The organism is Cupriavidus sp. GW822-FHT03E04 (genome assembly GCF_058801495.1).
Genome location: NZ_JBXANI010000001.1, coordinates 202029 through 221554, shown reverse-complemented (window position 1 = coordinate 221554; position 19526 = coordinate 202029). Strand labels below are relative to the sequence as shown.

The 19526-nt window shown below is 63.3% G+C and carries 18 protein-coding genes; 10 read left to right on the top strand and 8 right to left on the bottom strand.

From position 1 onward, the window contains the following. Positions 1-11 precede the first annotated feature (11 nt). The 3 genes from AC1RQC_RS01000 to AC1RQC_RS00990 form a co-directional block, all read right to left on the bottom strand. Positions 12-1370 (bottom strand): sensor domain-containing diguanylate cyclase, encoded by a 1359-nt coding sequence (locus tag AC1RQC_RS01000; RefSeq protein ID WP_492882295.1) that lies wholly within the window; start codon positions 1368-1370, stop codon positions 12-14. A 163-nt stretch (positions 1371-1533) separates the two neighbouring features. Continuing rightward, positions 1534-2550: a TonB-dependent receptor gene (locus tag AC1RQC_RS00995; protein ID WP_492882294.1), complete on the bottom strand. Its 1017-nt coding sequence runs from the start codon at positions 2548-2550 to the stop codon at positions 1534-1536. Positions 2551-2717: 167 nt separating this feature from the next. Further along, positions 2718-3140 (bottom strand): VOC family protein, encoded by a 423-nt coding sequence (locus tag AC1RQC_RS00990; RefSeq protein ID WP_492882293.1) that lies wholly within the window; start codon positions 3138-3140, stop codon positions 2718-2720. A gap of 1042 nt (positions 3141-4182) precedes the next feature. Between AC1RQC_RS00990 and AC1RQC_RS00985 the strand changes: the two genes are divergently transcribed. Further along, positions 4183-4584 carry a BON domain-containing protein gene (locus AC1RQC_RS00985; protein ID WP_492882292.1) on the top strand — a complete coding sequence of 134 codons (402 nt, stop codon included), beginning with the start codon at positions 4183-4185 and terminating at the stop codon, positions 4582-4584. Positions 4585-4716: 132 nt separating this feature from the next. Here AC1RQC_RS00985 and AC1RQC_RS00980 read toward each other — a convergent pair whose 3' ends face one another. After that, entirely contained in the window at positions 4717-4926 is a 210-nt protein-coding gene (locus tag AC1RQC_RS00980) for a DUF2188 domain-containing protein (protein WP_492372473.1), read from the bottom strand. Positions 4927-5317: 391 nt separating this feature from the next. Here AC1RQC_RS00980 and AC1RQC_RS00975 point away from each other — a divergent pair, with 391 nt between their 5' ends. The 3 genes from AC1RQC_RS00975 (at position 5318) to AC1RQC_RS00965 (ending at position 7520) form a co-directional block, all read left to right on the top strand. After that, on the top strand, positions 5318-5863 hold the full coding sequence (locus tag AC1RQC_RS00975) for a DUF6496 domain-containing protein (RefSeq protein WP_492372528.1): 546 nt from the start codon (positions 5318-5320) through the stop codon (positions 5861-5863). Positions 5864-6301: 438 nt separating this feature from the next. Then, entirely contained in the window at positions 6302-6748 is a 447-nt protein-coding gene (locus tag AC1RQC_RS00970; protein WP_492808546.1) for a BON domain-containing protein, read from the top strand. Between the two features lie 358 nt (positions 6749-7106). Next, positions 7107-7520, top strand: a complete 414-nt coding sequence (locus tag AC1RQC_RS00965) for a hypothetical protein (protein ID WP_492826505.1) — start codon at positions 7107-7109, stop codon at positions 7518-7520. Positions 7521-7578: 58 nt separating this feature from the next. Here the strand turns inward: AC1RQC_RS00965 and AC1RQC_RS00960 are convergent, their stop codons facing one another. Continuing rightward, a complete protein-coding gene (locus tag AC1RQC_RS00960; RefSeq protein ID WP_492882291.1) occupies positions 7579-8100 on the bottom strand; it encodes a hypothetical protein in 522 nt (173 codons plus the stop codon). Positions 8101-8756: 656 nt separating this feature from the next. Beyond that, complete coding sequence (locus tag AC1RQC_RS00955; RefSeq protein ID WP_492372477.1) at positions 8757-9692, bottom strand: LysR family transcriptional regulator; 936 nt, start codon at positions 9690-9692, stop codon at positions 8757-8759. Positions 9693-9849: 157 nt separating this feature from the next. On the opposite strand from AC1RQC_RS00955, the gene AC1RQC_RS00950 reads away from it, so the two are divergent. From AC1RQC_RS00950 to AC1RQC_RS00935, 4 genes are all read left to right on the top strand, one after another. Next, positions 9850-10629, top strand: coding sequence for an SDR family NAD(P)-dependent oxidoreductase (locus AC1RQC_RS00950; protein ID WP_492882290.1), 780 nt, complete (start codon positions 9850-9852; stop codon positions 10627-10629). An 89-nt stretch (positions 10630-10718) separates the two neighbouring features. Next, positions 10719-10955 (top strand): tautomerase family protein, encoded by a 237-nt coding sequence (locus AC1RQC_RS00945; protein ID WP_492372479.1) that lies wholly within the window; start codon positions 10719-10721, stop codon positions 10953-10955. Positions 10956-11207: 252 nt separating this feature from the next. Beyond that, positions 11208-11951: a response regulator gene (locus AC1RQC_RS00940; RefSeq protein ID WP_492882289.1), complete on the top strand. Its 744-nt coding sequence runs from the start codon at positions 11208-11210 to the stop codon at positions 11949-11951. Positions 11952-11965: 14 nt separating this feature from the next. Further along, the gene (locus AC1RQC_RS00935; protein WP_492882358.1) at positions 11966-13267 is read left to right on the top strand and encodes an ATP-binding protein; all 1302 of its coding nucleotides are present in this window, start codon (positions 11966-11968) and stop codon (positions 13265-13267) included. Between the two features lie 122 nt (positions 13268-13389). Here AC1RQC_RS00935 and AC1RQC_RS00930 read toward each other — a convergent pair whose 3' ends face one another. Both AC1RQC_RS00930 and AC1RQC_RS00925 read right to left on the bottom strand, forming a co-directional pair. Then, on the bottom strand, positions 13390-14439 hold the full coding sequence (locus AC1RQC_RS00930) for an alpha/beta fold hydrolase (protein ID WP_492808541.1): 1050 nt from the start codon (positions 14437-14439) through the stop codon (positions 13390-13392). Positions 14440-14791: 352 nt separating this feature from the next. After that, positions 14792-17233: a TonB-dependent receptor gene (locus AC1RQC_RS00925; protein WP_492882288.1), complete on the bottom strand. Its 2442-nt coding sequence runs from the start codon at positions 17231-17233 to the stop codon at positions 14792-14794. A gap of 167 nt (positions 17234-17400) precedes the next feature. Between AC1RQC_RS00925 and AC1RQC_RS00920 the strand changes: the two genes are divergently transcribed. Continuing rightward, the gene (locus AC1RQC_RS00920; protein ID WP_492882287.1) at positions 17401-18825 is read left to right on the top strand and encodes a histidine kinase; all 1425 of its coding nucleotides are present in this window, start codon (positions 17401-17403) and stop codon (positions 18823-18825) included. Continuing rightward, a complete protein-coding gene (locus AC1RQC_RS00915) occupies positions 18822-19445 on the top strand; it encodes a response regulator (protein WP_492882286.1) in 624 nt (207 codons plus the stop codon). The genes AC1RQC_RS00920 and AC1RQC_RS00915 overlap by 4 nt, the downstream gene beginning before the upstream one ends. The last annotated feature ends 81 nt before the right edge of the window (positions 19446-19526 follow it).

The following is a 19526-nucleotide window of genomic DNA, read 5'->3' as shown; positions in this document are numbered from 1 at the left end:
CGCAGGAACATTCATTCAGTCTTCGCGAGATAAACACGATTTCGCCCAGCGCCTTTCGCTCTGTACAGCGCAGCATCGGCCGCCTCGACAAGCTCGTCGGGGAAGCGTTCTTGCCGAAGGGTTGCGCAGCCGGCGCTGACTGTGACATAGCCAACCGGAGTCGGAGCGTCGAGCTTTAACTGCGTCACCATCTGGAGCGCTTGCGCCGCGACCTCGGAAGCGCCACGACGGTCTGTATCCGGGAGAACTATCACAAATTCCTCTCCGCCGTAACGGCAGACTAGGTCCGCCGGCCGGCGAACGACCCCAGCAAGAGCAGTCGCCACTGCGACAAGGCAAGCATCCCCTTTTAGGTGGCCCAAGGTGTCGTTGTAGAGCTTGAAATGATCGACATCGATCATGATTAGCGATAGTGGCAAGTTCTTGCGCTTCGCACGGTCGAATTCCTTGGTGAAGTGCTCATTGAAATAGCTTCGGTTATAGATCCCCGTCAACCCGTCATGGACAGATGTTTGCAGCAGGCTGGCATGGGCCGCAAATAGACGCTGGTACAGAACGGTGACCTCCCACACTAGAACGCACACGAGTACACCCGGGGCAAACATGCTGAAAATCCTGGCGAGATACCAGCCCACGCTGAACCTGGCGGCACTCAGCAGGTTCAAGCTGGTATCGATGAGGCAAGCGAGCAAGGCAATCGATAGCCATATGTCAAGTACGGCCCGCAGGCGACCGCTCAGCAACACGATAGCAATGGCAACGACATTGAGCGACCATATCGCCAGCGCGGTTGCATTTTTCTCGTAGGCCCCGGCGTCTCCCGCTGCGTTCAGGGCGGATGGCAGATCACCGTATAGAGCCAGCCCACACAACACCACACCAATTGCGACGGGCCCACCGACTAGCCCCCATGCCCATAGGCTGACATTCTTGGGGCGGATCAGCTCTTTCATGGATAAACTGCGCACCGCCACTGCGAGAATCACAAAAAACGGAAAGCCGCCATGCCAGAAGACCCACATCCACGCGGCGCTATTCGGACCGGCGCCAAAGAGGCCCCCAGGGGTGAAAACACCGGGAAACGTTAGCAGCTGCAAAGCCACCGCCAATGCGGTAAACGCGTATGCCCCACCCAGTGCTCCAAGGATTGGCTGCCGGGTCACCGTAAATTGCGCGCCGAGCAAAAAACTGGCGATACAGGCGGTGGTGAATACCGTCAGCGCGCACATCGGCATGAAGGTGGGAACCGCGGGTAGCACCTGGGTTGCCCGAGGGACGGCGATCGCGAAGACGCACAGGATAAGTAGCGCAGTGATACCGGCAAGCATTGCTTGTCTGCGCGTGGCCTGCCGTACCAGGAAGCTTTCCATAGTGTTCACCAGTCTTTAGCCGTCTTCCACAGCCCGCATGGTCCCGGCATCGTGAAGTGACATACCGTTGAGGCACAATCAACCTCATACAAGCCCGTCAACGTACAACGATCGTCAGTCTAGTCAGTCTATATCGCCCATCCTTGATTGATCAGCCGGGATCTTAGAACCGATAGCCTAGGCCGAGCACCATCACATCGGAATCGCGGCTATTGGTCGTGACGGTGCGGTGCCAGGAGAAGCGGGTGGTCCAGGACCGGCTGATGCGATAGCTCGCCGACATGGTGAATAGGCCGAGCGTGTGCGTGATGCCGCCGCCCTCGTCCCGGTCCCGCGCCACATAAGGGCCCAGTCCGATCCCCAGCGTCAGACGGTCATTGAAGAACGGCCGCACCAGCCAGGCCTGCGCTGCGACACCTTGCCGGCGTACAACCCGGGCATCGCCCTCGTTCAGATAGGTGGCAGTGAGGTCTACATAGGGCAGGATGCCGCGGCGGTACTCCACCGCGAAAGCGGTGCCGCTGGGTGAATCGAAGTTGTTGATAATGGTGGTGCCGCCAAAGACCGTGAGCTCGTTGCTGGTCGTGTTGAGGGTGTACGAAGGCGGTGGCACCACCGGGCCATCCCTGCTCCCTCGATCGAGCTGATAGCCCACGCCAATCAGGAAGGTGTTGGTGTCGATGCTGCCAAATGCCTGCGCCCGGTTGTATCGGGCCTGGACGATCCAAGGGCCGCCGTTGATATACCAGTTGGCCGCCGCGCTGATCAGGATTCCCCAGCCATGCTGGTCATTGACACCGCCTTCGGCCGTTCTCACCGTGGTATCGAAATAGCGGTAGGGACCGACCCCAAGCGAGAAGGAAAGCCGCCGGTCCGTCGACAGCAATCGTCCCCATAACTGCGCGCTATGTCCGTCACGATGATGGTTGGTGACGTGGCCCTCGTTCAGGTACGAGAAGGAGGCGTAGACGTTGTCGGTCAGGTTATGGGCGTACTCGTAAGTGTAGCCGTATGTTTTCTCTCCCAGCGACGGCGTTTGCTGCAGCCCGCCAAGCACGTAAATCTCCTGGGCATGGGCCGCATGGGCGATGCCCACTAGCAAGGCCATGCAAAGTGCAAGATGCAACAGGTGATGCCGGCCGCCCCATCGGCCCACGCCGAACCCGAGGTGATGTCGCATGAACGGTACTCCGTGGTTGGGCATGCCGAGTGGGTCTTGTTGCGGCGCGGCGGACGCTACACGTCCGGAAACGCAATGGGAACGCGCCAAAAGCGTGCTGTTCGCTCGAGATGGCATCTCGGGCATGATCGCTCTGGAATGGACTCGGAGAGTGAGGGCGCACGAGTTCACTTGCGCATCGAGGGCGTATGGGTTATGCCCACCAGCAGACCTTCCGGTCCCAGCAGCCGCGTGACGGTCTGACCCCAGGGTTCCGCTCGCGTCGCAACCAGCAGTGTGTAGCCCTGCGACTTCAGTTCCGCTGTGCCATTTTCGATATCCGCCACGTCAAATTCGATCCACGCTTGTGGCACGGGAAGATTGCCAGGCCATTGATCCGTGCCAAAACAGGATTCAGCCGCCTGCGCCAACGGCCACAGGGCAAAATGCTTCACGCCATCTAGCCCTCCCGTATGCAGATAGCCGTCGGCATCTTCCTGGAACGACAGTCCCAATGCCTCGGAATAGAATTTTCGGCTTGCGGCCGGGTCGCGAACGATCGGGCCAAAACCGGCGACGAAAAGCACGTCGATGTTTTTTGGCGTTTTCATTGACATATCTCCTATGTCTTATCTTAGCAACCCGTGGCAAAAGTCCCGCGCTGTGTCAAGCAGCAAGGATTTTTGGCAAAGTCTGGGCGATATTATCCGCATTAGGTTTCCGGAGCCGCATCCCATTTTTTCCTCATTTCCTTGCCCCATTTCGTAGGATCTTCGTTATGCATTTTCTCCATCATTTTTGCTACGTCCGGGTGCTTCTCCAGGACGTGTCTCGTCATGACCTTGATCATCTCATCCCAAGAACTGGCCGACAGCTTTTGGTCGCATTTTCCGCCGAGTTCCCTGCACGTCATTGTTCTCGTAGGGTCCGCACCAAAAGGGAAGAAAGGCAAATATCCCAAGGCTCGATAACCGGCAGAAGTACCCGAAAAATTCCGAATTCACTGTAGTGCATAATAGGACATTCGCAGGGTTGCAGCATTTCTGGTAACCCCGGGGCCGTGGCTAGCCCGGTCGCTTTGCGACGACGGCTATCGGCGAATGCGCCGGACCGCGGCTTGCGGCCGGTGCCGGGCCTTCGCCACGCTAAGAAGACTCAGTCGTGTCGGGCCGGCCACATGTTGCCAAGTGACTCACGACATACAAAAACATGTCGCACTGATGATCGCCCCGCCGATTTTTGGCCCGGCGCTGGCCCTGCGTTAAGCTGCGCGAGCGACACGGCGTCCACTTGGACAACGAGACGGTGCAGCGGATCATGGTCGACGCAGGCTTCGGGGTACTGCACAGGCGGCGCCCGCCCAAGCTTCACCAGCCGCGCAACCGTCGGACGTGTCTCAGCGAACTGATCCAGATCGACGGCAGCGATCACGCCAGGTTAGAGGCTCCAGCCAATACACTTTTTCACGCGTCTTAGAGCCTTCCATTGTGACCGAATCGCAATACCTATTTCCGTGTGTAACGTAGCCACGTCACTGCGGAACTCACTGTTTTTCTGGATGGTCCCTTTTATATAGGAGAAGGAGCAATTGCAGGGGCGCGTTGCCCGGGGGATATGTGTCGCGGCCTGCGCGAATAACAGCAGGAGACAGTGATGAAATCAATTCAAAGGATATGCTTTGCTAGTGTTGCCGGCTTGCTTGCCGCTTCGGCTGCTACTAGTTTGGCGGGTGCCGGAATTCTAGCCGCAACGGATGGCGCTTTGCTCATGAACAGCTCGCCTGGAACGCCGGTGCGCACCGAGTCTGACAGCATGGCACCGCCTACCGAGTTAGCGACGAAGCTCAGTGACAACGCGATCACGACGAAAGTCAAAGCCGAGCTCCTTGCCACGAAGGGACTCCGGCCCACCGCGATCCGAGTGAGAACCGAAAACGGTGTTGTGCATCTCGATGGCAAGGTTCGAAACGATTCAGAGAAGCTGACAGCTTTGAACGCCATCCGTGCAGTGGAGGGCGTGCAATCCGTGGTGGACGGCCTGGAGGTCGAGAAATAGCCATCGCAGATATCAGGGCGCACCCTTCACAGGAAAAGCGCCCCGCCGACGCAGGGATGGGACGACGGGGCGAAATCGCTGGCAGGATCATGCGGACCTGCCCACGCGGGGGAGGCTTCTACAGGACATCGCTCACGCCGCCAATTCCAAAGCCGGGCGAGCGAACTGCAACGTACCGTGCGATTCTTCGATGATGAGATTCACGCCGTAGCGTGATGCCAGGGACTGACCAATGTGGATTGCTTCGTCTTTGCCTTCGAATTCCAAGATTGCGGTGGCCGCACCACAGGTTTTCAAGATCCAACCGGCGCGCACGGCACAAACCATAATGTCTCTTCGCATCTGAACTCCTCTGGAGACGGTAACTACAGGGTAGGAAAGGCGGTAAAAACTCGCCATCGGACACCGTCCTACCTAGTTGTCAGCACTCGGCCTGGTCTCTTGCCGGCGGCCCACCATGGCTGAGCGGGAGGCAGCGAGGGGCTCTGTGCCGGGAAGGCAGTGAGATCGGCAAGACTCTCGGAGTGCCCGGCGACCTATGCTGCCAGGGAACACAATTGCTGTGCTGCGGACGCAGTGCTTCCAAGCGGTCCCACGGATGCGAGCCTGGAACGGCAATTGCGTCGAGCATTCTTAGCCCGCTGGCAGATGGCGGGCTCCGATATCGGCGCCGCGGACGTCGCATCTGCCATGACCCGTTGCCGGATGACCGCGGACAGTCATGGAGACGACCATGCCCAGAGCATCAAGCATAGCCAAGGCCAGAGCAGACCAGCGAGCGGGCAAGGCACCGACCACGCAGGCAGGCCATTTCGTTCACGATGCGATCGAAGCAGTGCGCCGGGGTAAGCACGGCGTGCGCTCGGCAAAGCAGGCCATAGCGATCGGGTTGTCGGAGGCACGCCGCGCTGGCATTGAGGTGCCGCCGAAGAAGGGCGCTACAAGGACGCAGACCAAGCCCGCAGGCACCAGTTCAGCGCCCAAATCCGCCGGCAAGGGTGGCAACGGCAAGGTGACGCCGCGACGGGCCAGCTCAGAAAGCAAGGCCACGCGCGCGCGCGCTGCCATCAAGGCGCTCAAGCGCGAGGGCACAGCAGGCGTGTCACGTCAGGCGCTGTCCGCCCAGGCCAAGCGCGCGGCAAGCACCCGCACTGCTGCTGATCGTTCAGCTTCCGCCAAAAAGGCCGCTAGCACCAAGGGGCCGGCTGTACGCTCCGAAGCGGCCCGCAAGGCCGCGCGAACGCGCTTGACAAACAAGGAGGCAAGCCGCTCGCACTAGTCAACACCCTGCTCGCATAGGACTGCGACGGCATCGCCTTCGGCGAATAGCTCCGACATCGCTCCGCCCCTTGACAGCGCATACCGTGGCCCGGACGGCACTCCTATTTAATCCTGCCGGGCGGTTACCGAAACCCGGCCGGGGCGCCACGTAAATGTCGCTCCTCTGGTGCCTGGGATAGCAATCCTCGGCGTGCAGAGGCGGTGTTGGTTTCGCTTATGTGTTGGCCGAAATTACAAAATCCGGCTCCAAATTACATATAGCGGCGTGGCCCGAGCGTGACAAACGCAGCAGGTCGCCGCGGCTTCCCGCGCCTGTCGGCAGGTACGCTCCTTGCGGTTCATGTTCTTGCGGCTCACGAGAACTGGTGGTTTCGATGCATGCATCTCCCGCGAGTCCTCATGACGAACCGTGTGACCACACCATCAGGAGAGAGCGATGAAGATTCCGGCACTTACCCTGCGTATGACTTGTGTCGCTGCAGCGATGGCGGCAGCTGCTGGCGGCGCGTTCGCGCTCGATACGGGCGGCATCATGCGCGTCGCCACCGACACCACCATGGCTGCGCCACCCAGCCCGGCCCCTGTCATGCCGGGCCAGGCCGAGGGTGACCGCGACCAGCGGCTTGCGGCCGCCACTGAAATGAGCGCAGAGAAGGCCGAGCAATCCGTCAGCGACAGCGCCATTACAACCAAGGTGAAGACTAAGCTGCTTGCCACCAAGGACTTGAAGTCCACGGGCATTCACGTGAAGACCAAAAACGGCACGGTCAACCTGAGCGGCTCGGTGCCGACGAAGGAACAGCACCAGATCGCAATCGATGCTACGCGTAATGTCGAGGGGGTGAGTTCGGTGAACGACGAGCTGAAGGTGTTATCGCGCTAGTCCGCAACCGGCCCGCCCCGGGGAAACTCCCGGGGTGTGGCACCAACATGATCGGGAACCCGCCGCTCGCCATGCCTTCGATTCGGGGAGCGATCGGCGGCGTGCATCGATTTGTCAACGAGTGGATATTCCACTATTTTATAATCTGTCGGTTCGGGTCAGATTGTCGATTTTTGACAACGAAACACACATGATTAAGTATAATTATTATCTATTGGTTGATGTACTTAATAGAATTAAGTAATTTAAAATAAGGAAGAACAATTCCAATGTAAAGTCGTCAAATTTGTATGGATATAGTTGGAGATACTCCATGCAAGCAATTCGTCATATTCATGTATGGCGCCGCCTGTTCCCTATGGGCAGGCCGACGCTCAAGCAGAACAGCCTCTGCGCGCTTACTGCCGGCGCACTTGTTGCCTTGTTGGCGAGCCCTGGCGCACACGCAACCGATCTTGCGCGCCAGACCATAGGCCCGGTCAGCTACGTTTGCGGAGGTGTTGGTGAGGACGAGCAGCAGGCAATCAAGTCGGAATCGAAGGATTTTGATATGGGACTGTTATTCACTGAGGGCGCGCGCGGTGAGTATCTATCCGATGTGGCAATCACCCTTTCGCGCAACGGAGTCGAGGTTGCATCCTTCCGTTCGAGTGGGCCGCGCTGCCTCATCAAAGCACCAAGGGCGACTTATCAGGTCGTGGCAACCTACAATGGCGTAGAAAAGCACACCCAATTGCGGATGGGTGATCGGAACGTGCATTTGAATTGGTAGCCGGCCGACGTCGCAAGGGCCATGCGGCATTTTCCCAATGCCGCAGATCAGATGCGCGTCACCGGGTGCGCAACAGTAGCGCCACTGGCAGCATCTCCAGCACCTTGGCCAAGGCCAAGCGGCCGGCGCGCGTGTCCAGCGGGCGGCTGGTCAGGACATCCACCCAATGACTGTCGTCCCCGTGTCCGACTCGCAGGACGGTGTCGCGCCATTGTGCTGGCGCGAGAATGGACCGGTCGCTCTCGGCCAACCGGGCGGCCAGTCGGGTGCCGGCCACCAATGCCTGCTCTTGCCCACGACGGCGCATGAATGCAAGCGCGTGCGCGGCGAGCAGGCCGGCCAGCGCGATGGGGTCATAGTCGCCGGCGACAAACAACCCCGCATGTGCCTGCCATGCGGCCAAGCCGCTGCGGATCAACTGCAGCTTGACGCGGCCGTTCTGCCAGTTGGCAAGCCATTCGGGCCACCCAGATGTGTCAACCAGCCGGACGCGCAGCGACTCGAAATCCACGGGACGGCGGTTGTCGGGATCGACCAGGCTGAGATCCCGGTCCTCGGCGCCCTGGTAGCGGTCGGGCACGCCGGTCCGCGCGCAGCGTCTCCTTCTCTGCGAGGATCTTCTCGACCACCAGCCACGGGCGCGCGATGGCGCGCCGCCGTGGTCGATCGGGCGCGAGCGCGGTGAGGTGGGCGCCCGGTTGCTGGCAGTAGGCCGCCGGATCGGCCAGGCCGTCCTCTGTTCCTAGACGATATTCTGACGGGCGAGTGGGCGTGGCCCGCACAGGCCACGCGTCAACACATTTTGGCGACCGTGTCCAGATAGTCTCGCCCCTCGTTCGTGAGGCGAACTTGTCCCAGGTCTTGCGCGGCTCGATGTCGTTTTACAAGCCGCTGTCGCTCAAGAGTCTTGAGGTCAGCGGGGTCTAAATCAAGATTCTCGTTTGCACTCTTGAGTATCATCAAGGCGGCGATTTCATGTGGGCTGAGCATCTTCGTCTCCGGCGAAGGGGATGGGCTGCTTGCTTTACAGCCAGCGGCTGCGTCATGGAAATGCCAACACACTTTCCATCGAGACGCACAAGCTCGCAACGCTGGATACATTTCCTTACGCCCCTGTGGGGGGGCTGGGATCGTTGGGCGCGAGGATTGTGGCGTTTGGGTGATTCGCTGCGGAATGTGAGCAAAAAGGCGCGACCGATGCACCGAAAATCATGCTCAATACGGCTGCCAACGTCATCAAGCCCCGTGTTGATCAGCCGTCGGCGGACGCGCCTGTTCCATCATGAAATCGACGAACGCACGCACGCGCGATGGCAGCAAACGGCCGTGCGGATACATCAGGCTGACGGGGCGCATGCGCCCGGCAAAAGCTTGCAGTACCTCGACCAGATCGCCTTGCGCCAGGTCCCGCTCGACGACGAATTGGTAGGTCTGGAACAGCCCCGCGCCCGCCTTGGCCAGCGTCACGCCGGCCAGCACGTCTTCCGCGCACATGTAGTTGCCCGTCGAGAAGATCTCCTTCTCGTGCTCACCTTCCTTGAACAGCCAGGAGATCTGCCGCCCACTGCTCGGTAGATCGAACTGGATACACTCGTGCTGGTCCAGGTCCGACAGCATTCTAGGTACCCCGGCGCGCTTCAGATAGGCGGGACTCGCGACCACCACCAGTGCCGCGTCTTCAAGGTGCCGGGAGACCATCATCGAGTCCGGCTGCGCACGCAAGCGGATCGCCACGTCGAAGTTCTCCTCATGGAAATCGACGTTGCGGTTGCTGATGTGGGCTTCCACCTTGATCAGCGGGTACCTGGCGCGAAACGCGGGCAGGAGCGGCAACAGCCGATGGTGCCCATAGGTGGTCGGCGCGCTGATGCGGATCGTGCCCGAGGGCTGCACCTGCTCGCCGGTGACCTTGCGCTCGGCTTCGACCAGCTGATTGAGCGCGGCGCGGCATTGCTCGAAGTATTCCTTGCCACCTTCGGTCAGCCGGATGCTGCGCGTGGAGCGCACGAACAGGCGCACGCCCAGGCGCTTTTCCAGGCGCGAGATCGAGCGGCTGACGGCGGCAGGCGTGACGCCTGCGGTATTGGCAGCCGCCGTGAAGCTGCCGGCCTCGGCGGCCAGGCAAAAGAGCTCGATGCTGCCGAGCAGGATGTCGTCGAATTGCCGATGCATATTCTTTACGTCATGTAATAGGACAAGTGTAGCAAACCCCGTTTATTGCGCTCAACAGCAGCAATATAGTCCCTCCACACCGGTGACGGCTCTGGAGTCCGGCACCGGACCCTGAACCTGAATCTGAACCTGAATTTGGATCCATCGGAGGACCATCATGAGCAACACCGACAACACCGACAACACCGACAACACCGACAACACCGACAACACCGACAACACCGTCATCATCACCGGCGCCACCAGCGGCATCGGCCTGGGCTTGGCCGAAGCCTTCCTCAAGGCGGGCTACAACGTCGTCGGCACCGGCCGTTCCACCGAGCGCCTGCAAGCCACCGCTGAACGGCTGAATGCCGGCGAGCGCTTCCTGGGTGTCGCGGGCGACGTCGGCAAGCCCGAATCGGCGCGCCAGGTCTTCGCGCAGGCCATTGCCAAGTACGGCAAGGTCGACGTGCTGGTGAACAACGCGGGCATCTTCACGGCCAAGCCCTTCGTGCAGTTCACGCCGGACGAAGTGGAGGAGCAGATCTCCACCAACCTGAAGGGCGTGCTGTATCCGTCCCAGGAAGCGGCCAGGCACATGAGCGAACGCAAGCGCGGCAAGATCATCAACATCACCGCGTCTCTGGCGCTTCAGCCGCACGGCGGCGTGCCAGCGCTGCTGGCCGTGGCCCTCAAGGGCGGCATCAACCAGGCCACGCGCGCGCTTGCGCTGGAACTGGCGCCCCACGGCGTGACGGTCAACGCGGTCGCCCCGGGCGTCGTGGACACCCCGATGCATGCCGCCGAAACCCATGCCGCACTCGGCAGCCTGCACCCGCTGGGCCGCATCGCCAACATCGCCGAGATCAGCGACGCCGTGCTCTACCTGGCAAAGGCCGACTTTGTCTCCGGCACCGTGCTGCCGGTGGACGGCGGCTTCAGCGCAGGCCGCTGAAGCCGGCAGCCGCGGCCGGACGTGTGTCCTGCCGCGGCCCGGAATCCATCGCGCTCATCTCGAAACGTCAATCCATGCAGGAGGCGGCCATGCCTTTCGTCAGCATTCGCATTACCCGCGAGGGAACCACCGCCGAGCAGAAAGCCCAGGTCATCAAGGAAGTGACCGAGACCCTGGAGCGCGTGCTGCACAAACCGCCCGAATGGACGCACATCGCGATCGAGGAGGTGGATACCGACAACTGGGGTTTCGGGGGCCGCACGACCACCGAGATTCGCAAGCAGTCGAATCCCGCTTCAGTCCCCGGTGCGCAGGACAGCCGATAAGCCGCCTTGGGCGGAGAGATCGGGGCTTGGGAATCCATCACGCGCTCAACCGGCTTCGGGAGGTGCGGCTGGGCAAGCCCTCCATCAGGCACCGCGGACATCGCCTGGATGTGTGGCAAACAAGCGGGTATGTACCTCTGTGTGCCAGTGCGGCGGCCGGATACATTGCGATACACGCGGGGCCGAAGGCCGCCATACAATGGCGACGAAACCGACTGGCCGAACACGCCCAATCCTGCCGAGGTGAACCCGATGGAAGCGCACATCGACCATATCTTGATCGTCGATGACGACCGGGAAATCCGTGAACTCGTCTCGGCCTATCTCACCAAGAACGGCTTGCGCGTGACGGTGGCGCCGGATGGCCGCCACATGCGGTCGTTCCTGGAGGCCAATACCGTCGACCTGATCGTGCTCGATCTGATGCTGCCCGGCGATGACGGCCTGGTGCTGTGCCGCGAATTGCGATCCGGAAAGCACAAGGCCACGCCCGTGCTGATGCTGACCGCGCGCGACGATGAAACGGATCGCATCATCGGCCTCGAAATGGGCGCGGATGATTACCTCGCCAAGCCCTTTGCCGCGCGCGAGCTGCTGGCGCGCATCAAGGCCGTGCTACGCCGCACCAGGATGCTGCCGCCCAATCTGCAGATTACCGAAGCAGGGCAGATGCTCGCGTTTGGTCACTGGCAACTGGATACCACCGCGCGCCACCTGATCGACAGCGACGGCACCATCGTCACGCTGAGCGGCGCGGAGTACCGGCTGCTGCGCGTGTTCGTCGACCATCCGCAGCGCGTGCTCAACCGCGACCAACTCCTCAACCTCACGCAGGGCCGCGAGGCGGACATGTTCGAGCGCTCCATCGACCTGCTGGTCAGCCGCCTGCGCCAGCGCCTGAGGGACGACGCACGCGAACCCAGCTACATCAAGACCGTGCGCAGCGAGGGCTACGTGCTTGCGACGCCGGTGCAGATCAAGGAGGCCCGCCAATGAGCACAACGAGCACAATGCGCACGCGCCTTTGGCCCTGGCCGCGCTCGCTGGGTTCGCGCCTGTTCCTGATCTTGCTTGCCGGGCTGGTGGTCGCGCATGGTTTGTCCTTTGGCGTGCTGTTCTCCGAGCGATACATGACAGCGCGCGAAGTCATGCTCGGCACGCTGGAAACCGACGTGGCCACCTCGATTGCCATCCTGGACCGCCTTCCCGCCGCCGAGCGTGCGCAATGGTTGCCGCGCGTGAATCGCGGCAACTATCAATACATATTGGGGCCGGGCTCACCTGGCGTGCCCGAGATGACGCAACGCGGCAAGGATATTGCCGAGCGGATCACCCAAGCCAGCGATGGCCGCTTTCCCGTCACGGTGGAGTCGATCCCGGGCGACGGCAAGCAGCTGCAGGCGCACCTGACGCTGAGCGATGGCAGCGCCCTGACCATCGACGTGCATCCGCGCATGCTCCCGATCGCGCAGTGGCTGCCATATGTGCTGGTGATCCAGCTGTTGTTGCTGGTTGTGTGCTGCTGGTTCGCCGTACGCGTGTCGATTCGGCCGCTGGTGGCACTGGCCGATGCCGCTGATACGCTCAATCCCAACATGAAGTCACCGCCGCTGGCTGAAACAGGCCCCACCGAGCTGACGCGCGCCGCGCGGGCGTTCAATGCCATGCGCGAGCGCATCGCCCGGTTCATCGAGGAGCGCGTGCAGATCCTGGCGGCCATCTCGCACGATCTGCAGACGCCGATCACGCGCATGAAACTGCGCGCCGAGCTGGCGGAGGACTCCGAGGGCAAGCGCAAGATGGTGCAGGACCTGGCCGAGATCGAAAGGCTCGTGCAGGAAGGGCTGGCTTACGCGCGCGCCACGCATGGCGATGGCGAGAAGCCATCGCGAATCGACCTCGGATCGTTCATCGAGAGCCTGGCCTACGATTATCAGGACACCGGTAAGACAGTGAGCATCCTGCAGAACATCGGCGGCGCCATCGTGACGCGCCCCCATGCGCTGCGCCGGATCCTGACCAACCTGATCGACAACGCGATCAAGTTTGGCGGCGCGGCGGAACTGCGCGTGGACCACGAGCACGACACCGTGATCATCGAGGTGCTCGATCGCGGCTCGGGCATCCCGGAAGACAAGCTCGAAGCCGTGCTGCAGCCATTCGTCCGGCTGGAAAGCTCGCGCAGCCGCGAGACCGGCGGCTCCGGCCTGGGCCTTGCGATTGCCCATCAGCTTGCGGCGGCCATCGGTGGCTCGCTCAAGCTATGCAACCGTGAAGGGGGCGGGCTGGCAGCGATCGTCAGGCTAGGCTGATCAAAGGGGAGGGTGCAGGCCTGCTCGGTGGCTCGGCGGGGCCCCGGTTTCCATGTGTCGCTGTCCACCTCTAAGCAGCCTGGCCACGCTCGCGGCAACGTGCCTGACCAGGCAACCTGCCGTCAGAGCTGGTCTGCGTCGATCACGGCGCTGACAAAGTCCTGCGGCGCTTCCTGCGGCAAGTTGTGGCCAATACCGCCTGTGATGAGCCGATGCTGATACTTGCCTGAGAACTTGCTGGCGTAGGCACTCGGTTCCGGGTGCGGCGCGCCATTGGCGTCACCTTCCATCGTGATGGTTGGCACACCGATGCTCGGAAACGCAGCAAGCCGCCGTTCCAGATCGGCGTATCGGGATTCGCCCTCGGCAAGGCCGAGCCGCCAGCGGTAGTTGTGGATCACGATGCTCACGTGGTCCGGGTTGTCGAAAGCTACGGCGCTGCGATCGAACGTGCGGTCGTCGAAGTTCCATGTCGGCGAGGCGAGTTGCCAGATCAGTTTCGTGAACGCGTGCCGGTGCTGCTCATAGCCGACCCGCCCGCGCTCGGTGGCGAAATAGAACTGATACCACCATTGGAGCTCGGCCTGCGGCGCAAGCGGCTTTCGGTTGCCCTCGACACTCCCGATCAGGTAACCGCTGACGGAAACCAGCGCCTTGCAGCGCTCCGGCCACAGCGCCGCGATGATGCACGCCGTCCGCGCGCCCCAATCGTAGCCGGCGAGGATCGCCTTGCTGATGCCCAGCGCGTCCATCAGGGCGAGGGTGTCGAGCGCGAGCGCCACCTGCTCGCCATTGCGAAACGTCGCATCGGAAATGAAGCGTGTGCTGCCATAGCCGCGTGCGTACGGCACGATCACGCGGTACCCCGCCGCCGCCAGCGCCGGCGCGACGTCGACAAAGCTGTGAATGTCGTACGGCCAGCCATGCAGGAGGATGACGGCAGGCCCATCGGCAGGACCTTCCTCGGCGTAGCCGATATCGAGTTCGCCGGCCGTCACCTGCTTGATCGTCGTGAATCGGGTATGCGTACCCGGCCGTGCGGTCGGCAGGCGTGCTGCCGTCTTGCTGGATTGCGCGTGCGCCAGGTCAGATAAGCCAAATGGCGCGGCGGCCAGCGTGAGCGCGGCCGAGCCAAACAGGCGGCGCCGTTTTTGATTGATCGGTTCGGACATGGTTCTCTCCATTGGGAATGCTGCCGATGGGAAGCATCGGCGACCGACGTATCGCGCCTGTTTCCCGAGCCCTCTGATTTGAAACGTTGCGTATGCGGCAGGCCGCCGGATACAGAGCGATACAAAGCCACATCACGCATCGCGGTCCTGTGTCGCGTTTGCGCTCGCGGCAACGTCCAGGTTGAACTGCATCTGGTCTGACCCGCGCCGTGATCCGCCCGATGCCGCCGGGCGGGCGTCACGGCCAGCCTCCATGTGGTCGAAGTCTGCGCGCAGACGCCCCGGCTAACCGCCAATGGCCTGAAGCCGGCATCGCCCATTGACCGTAGCCAGGTGCGCTCCCATCGTCGGATTACATGCGGTAGACCACGCCGACCCAGGCGCTGCGCGGCGCGCCGGGCGCGACGAACAGTGCGCTGGCGTTGTCTTGCGGCGTCACGTGCGGACGCAGCAAGTTGCCGTTGGGAAACAGATCGTTAGAGATCTGGCCATAGGTCTCGTAACGGCGGTCGAACAGGTTGGCCACGCGCGCATAGATCTCGAAATGCTTGTTGACGCGGTAGGACGCCCGCAGGTTCACCGTGGCGTATCCGGGCGTGCTCCAGTCCGCGTACTTGGGCGCCTTGCCGGGCTGCGGGTCGGCGCGCAGGCCGTCTTCGTTGCCGCTGGTCACGCTGCTTGACACGCCAACCAGGTCGACGCCCAAGGTCAATTCGGGCAGTGCCTGCCAGTCCGCGCCCAGCTTGATGGTGTGGCGCGGCAGGCCGGCCATGCGCATGCCCGGCTTGACGTCGATGGTCCGTTCGCCCACCGCGAGCTGCCCGGTGGCCTGGTAGGTGGCTTCGAGATAGCTGTAGCCGAGGCGCAGCGTGACATTGCCAAAACGCTGCCGGGCGGACAGGTCGAAGCCCTGGTTGCGGGTCCGGTCGAAGTTGGCGAAGTAGCCCTGCTGCGTGTTGGGGGCGCGCAAGAAGAGGATGTCATCGTGGTTATCAATGCGGTAGAACGAGCCGGATACTTCCGTGTCCTTCGAGGGCCGCCAGCGCGCGCCCACTTCATAGGAATGCGAGACGACCTGCTTGAGGTAAGGGTCGGCCTGCAGGCCGGCGGGCAGGCGGCAGGGCTGGGCGGGATCGGCGCAACCCAGCTCCAGCACCGTCGGCACGCGGTTGTTCTGGGCATAGCCGCCAAATAGCGAGACCCCGGCGCCCAGTTTCTGCGTCATGCCAAGCGCGGGGTTGAGCCGGCGGTAGGTGAAGCTCTCGCTCGGCTGCTCGCTGCCGTCGCTGTTGCGCAGCGTATTGTTCACGGCCACGTGGTTCCAGCGGGCCGAACCCGTCACGAAGGTGCTGGGCGTCACGGCCCAGGTGTCCGACAGGTACACGCCAATCGCGCGCGAGGTGCCGCTGACGCCGGAGAACAGTTCGTTCGGTGCATTCGGGTCCGCGATCACGCCGCGGTCGTCGGCAAAGGTGCCTAGCTGCTCATACTGCGAGTAAGTCAGGCGGCTGCGGTCGAACGTCAGCCCGGCGTTGAGCAGGTGCTTTTCCGTCTCCTTGGCGAAGCTGAACGCCATGCCGACGGACTGCTGCCACATGTGCGTGGTGTTCAGCACCGCCGGATCCAGCGCCGCGCCTTCGCTCCGGGTGTAGCCGCAGCGGGACTTGCGCGGGCTGCCGTCGGCCTTGAAGCCATCTTCGCAGTCTTCCGTGTAAGCGTCGTAATCCGGGTTCACGTCCCCGTTGGTGGTATCGCGGCGGCTGGTGCGCACATAGGCGAGCACGGCGGCGCTGGTCTTGTCGTCGAACCAGTGGCGGCCGTTGAAGGCGGCCTGGGTGACCATGTTTTCGGTTTTGTCGGGATAGGTATAGACGGCGCCGCGATTGCTCTCGTAGAGCCCGGGCAGCATGGCATTGCCGCTCGCGCGGTAGCTGGGCACCAGGCCGTTGCCGATCAGGGTGCTGCGCCCGTGCAGCATGGAGACGTCCCAGCTGTTGGTCTCGCCCTCAAACCCGGCCTTGAGGAACAGGTTGCCGAGCCGGCCTTCGGAATGATCGCGCCAGCCGTGTTCCTGGAACAGGGTGCCGGCGGCGAAGGCGTGCCAGCCGCTGTCGCTGCGGATGCCGCCCGACAGGTCGGCGCGCTTGCGGTTGCCGCTGCCATAGGAGAGATCGGCGGTGAAGCCGGGGGAAGTGAGGCCAGAGCGGGTGGTCATGGCCAGCGCGCCGCCGAGCGTGTTGAGGCCGTAGGCGGGGTTGGCGCTGGAAACCAGCGAGACGCTTTCCAGGGCGGCTTCGGGAATCATGTCCCAGCTCACCACATCGCCGAAGGGCTCGTTGACGCGGATCCCGTCCAGGTAGATAGATAGCCCTTGCGGCACACCCGGGATCGACGAGGCGCGAAAGCCGCGGTAGGTGACATCGGTCTGGAAGGGGCTGCCCTGGATGTCGTTGACGTTGACGCCGGTGAAGTTACGCGCCAGGTATTCGGCGAGGGTGCCGGTGCGCGTGCCGTTCAGGTCGTCGCCACCGACCGTCTGCACCGTGTACGGCACCAGGTCGCGGTCCACGCCAATGCCCGGCAGCGGCGCGGTGGCTACCACCATGACTTCGGGCAGCGTGGCACTGTCCCCGGATTGCACACCACTGTCCTGTTGTGCAACAGCGGGCAGGGCGGCGAGCAATGCCACGGCCAGTGCGATGGCAGTGGCCGCGCCGCGCCGTGGCGCGCCGCGGCGCAGGGTCGCGCGTCCCGGCGGGGTCCTGCGCCTGGGTGGGGGTTGGTTGGCTGGCATCTTGCATCTCCTCGGAATGATTGGCCGGGGCACCTGCGTTGGGTGCCGGCTTGGGGGAAACAACTTGAGGGACGGGGAGCAGGTTCCGTACCTCGGGCTTCGGGAAAACCTCCCGATCCGCAGGCCATCCCTACCGTCCACTGCAACCTCCCGGGGGCGTCATTGCCATGACGATGTCTCGCTATCTGTTAAGCCGCGCCATCTGGATCTGCGCGGCCTGCCTGTGCTGCGCGCTGGTGGTCGCGCTATGGCTCGCGGCGCGCGCCATCGGCGACGAGCGGCGCGGTGCGCACGCTATGGCGCAGCTGATTCCGCGCCTTTCGGCTTTGCAGACGGCGGCGCCGGCCGAACGCGAGGCGCATCTTGCCGCCCTGCGCACCATCAACGCATCGGCGCAAATGCGCCATTTGTGGCTGCATCTGGAGGATGCAACGGGCCAGGTGCTGGTGAGCGCGCCGCAGCCGCGGGATAGCTCCCCCCTGGGCGGCCTGCTTGCGCTACCGGGTTTGGGTGCCGATGCGGCGCGACTGGAAAGCAGCTGGCAGATCCACACCCGCGACGGCGCCACCTACCGCGCCGCCTTGCGCTGGAATCCGCAGAGCGAAATCCGGGAAGCCAGCGGCGACATGGCCGCCAACCTCGCTGTGCTGGCGGTCTATGGCGCGCTGCTACTGCTTGGCATCCACTGGGCCCTGGGACGGGCCCTCGCGCCCCTGCAACAGATCCTGGCGGCTATCCGGCGCTACGAAGACAAGGACTACAGTGCCCGCCTGCCGCCCATGCGCACGCGCGAGATGGACCAGCTCCGCCGCGCGCTCAACCACCTGGCCGGCACGCTGGACGAAACCCAGGCAGAGCGCCGCGCGTTGAGCCGCAAGCTGCTGACCGCCCAGGAAAGCGAGCGCGCGCGCCTGGCGCGAGAACTGCACGACGAGTTCGGCCAGGTGCTCACCGCGATGCGCGCCGATGCCGCCTACCTGGTGCGCAAGAGCGTCCATGAGCCCGTGCTGCAACTCGTGGCCAACGACCTGGCCGGGCATTGCGCCAGGATCCAGCACGAGGTACGCCATCTGCTGCACCGGCTGCGGCCGCACGGCGTACAGCCCGACGGCCGGCTGGCTTCGCTGGAGCGCCTGCTGCAGGATCTGGTGCAGGCCTGGCGCGACCAGCCGGGCCAGCAGGTGCAGGTGGACTATGCGGTGGCGCTTGGCGGCGTGGCGCCGGGCCCGGACCTGATCCTGACGCTGTACCGCATGACGCAGGAGGCGCTGACCAACGTGATGCGCCATGCCGGCGCACGCCGCGTGGCGATCCGCATTGCTGCCACGGCCGCCGGGCAAGCGGTGCGCTGGAGCGTGGAGGACGACGGCCAGGGCATTGCCGACGTCGCCGCGGCCCTGCAGCGCAGTCATGGCCTGCGGGGCATGCAGGAGCGTGCATGGGCCCATCTCGGCACGCTGCACATCGAACCTGCCTGCGCTGCGGCCCTCGCCACACCCGGCTGCCGCCTGAGTGCGAGCTTTCCGCTGGTGCCGCAGGCCTGCGCCAAGCCGGTTCAACCGGTTCAACCGCATGGGAGCCAGAGCGAATGAAAACGATCGACGTCGTCCTTGCCGATGATCACGCGGTAGTGCGCACCGGATACCGTCGCTTGCTTGAACTCGAGGAAGGGGTGCGCGTCGTGGCCGAGTTCGGCGATAGCGATGCCGCCTACGCCTGGCTGACGCAGCATCCCGCCGACGTGCTGATCCTGGACTTGTCGATGCCCGGGCGCGGCGGCATGGAAGTGCTGCAGCGGCTGGGCGCGCGGGTGCCCGCATTGCGGATCCTGGTGTTCAGCATGCACGACAGCGCCGCCATCGTTAGCCAGGCCATGCGGGCCGGCGCCGCCGGCTACCTGACCAAGAGCAGCGCGCCGGAGGCCTTGGTGGATGCGGTGCGCAAGGTGGCCAACGGGCGACGGGCGCTGTCCGACGATGTCGCAGGCCTGGTCGATGCCGGCAGCCAGCTGCCACCCCATCTGGCCTTGTCGCCGCGCGAGTTCGACCTGTTCCGCCTGTTTGCGCGCGGCACGGCGATCGAGGAAGTGGCCGCGCAGCTCTACCTCAGCACCAAGACGGTGGCGAACTACCAGACGCTGATCCGCAAGAAGATGGGCCTGGCCAACCGCGTCGAAATGCATCGCTATGCGGTGGAGCACGGCTTCGGCTGAGCCTCTGTGTCAAAACGGGACAGCGTTGCCCCGCGCGCGCAAGCCGTGTTCCGTGGCGGTACAACGCTCGCCAGCGCACTG

Coding starts and splice junctions, on each gene's coding strand:
- AC1RQC_RS00935 (WP_492882358.1), top strand. CDS start 11,966: ATGCGCACGCGCCTTTGGCCCTGGCCGCGCTCGCTGGGTTCGCGCCTG.
- AC1RQC_RS00950 (WP_492882290.1), top strand. CDS start 9,850: ATGAGCAACACCGACAACACCGACAACACCGACAACACCGACAACACC.
- AC1RQC_RS00970 (WP_492808546.1), top strand. CDS start 6,302: ATGAAGATTCCGGCACTTACCCTGCGTATGACTTGTGTCGCTGCAGCG.
- AC1RQC_RS00945 (WP_492372479.1), top strand. CDS start 10,719: ATGCCTTTCGTCAGCATTCGCATTACCCGCGAGGGAACCACCGCCGAG.
- AC1RQC_RS00920 (WP_492882287.1), top strand. CDS start 17,401: ATGACGATGTCTCGCTATCTGTTAAGCCGCGCCATCTGGATCTGCGCG.
- AC1RQC_RS00930 (WP_492808541.1), bottom strand. CDS start 14,439: ATGTCCGAACCGATCAATCAAAAACGGCGCCGCCTGTTTGGCTCGGCC.
- AC1RQC_RS00980 (WP_492372473.1), bottom strand. CDS start 4,926: ATGCGAAGAGACATTATGGTTTGTGCCGTGCGCGCCGGTTGGATCTTG.
- AC1RQC_RS00990 (WP_492882293.1), bottom strand. CDS start 3,140: ATGAAAACGCCAAAAAACATCGACGTGCTTTTCGTCGCCGGTTTTGGC.
- AC1RQC_RS00925 (WP_492882288.1), bottom strand. CDS start 17,233: ATGCCAGCCAACCAACCCCCACCCAGGCGCAGGACCCCGCCGGGACGC.
- AC1RQC_RS01000 (WP_492882295.1), bottom strand. CDS start 1,370: ATGGAAAGCTTCCTGGTACGGCAGGCCACGCGCAGACAAGCAATGCTT.
- AC1RQC_RS00975 (WP_492372528.1), top strand. CDS start 5,318: ATGCCCAGAGCATCAAGCATAGCCAAGGCCAGAGCAGACCAGCGAGCG.
- AC1RQC_RS00955 (WP_492372477.1), bottom strand. CDS start 9,692: ATGCATCGGCAATTCGACGACATCCTGCTCGGCAGCATCGAGCTCTTT.
- AC1RQC_RS00995 (WP_492882294.1), bottom strand. CDS start 2,550: ATGCGACATCACCTCGGGTTCGGCGTGGGCCGATGGGGCGGCCGGCAT.
- AC1RQC_RS00965 (WP_492826505.1), top strand. CDS start 7,107: ATGGGCAGGCCGACGCTCAAGCAGAACAGCCTCTGCGCGCTTACTGCC.
- AC1RQC_RS00940 (WP_492882289.1), top strand. CDS start 11,208: ATGGAAGCGCACATCGACCATATCTTGATCGTCGATGACGACCGGGAA.
- AC1RQC_RS00985 (WP_492882292.1), top strand. CDS start 4,183: ATGAAATCAATTCAAAGGATATGCTTTGCTAGTGTTGCCGGCTTGCTT.
- AC1RQC_RS00915 (WP_492882286.1), top strand. CDS start 18,822: ATGAAAACGATCGACGTCGTCCTTGCCGATGATCACGCGGTAGTGCGC.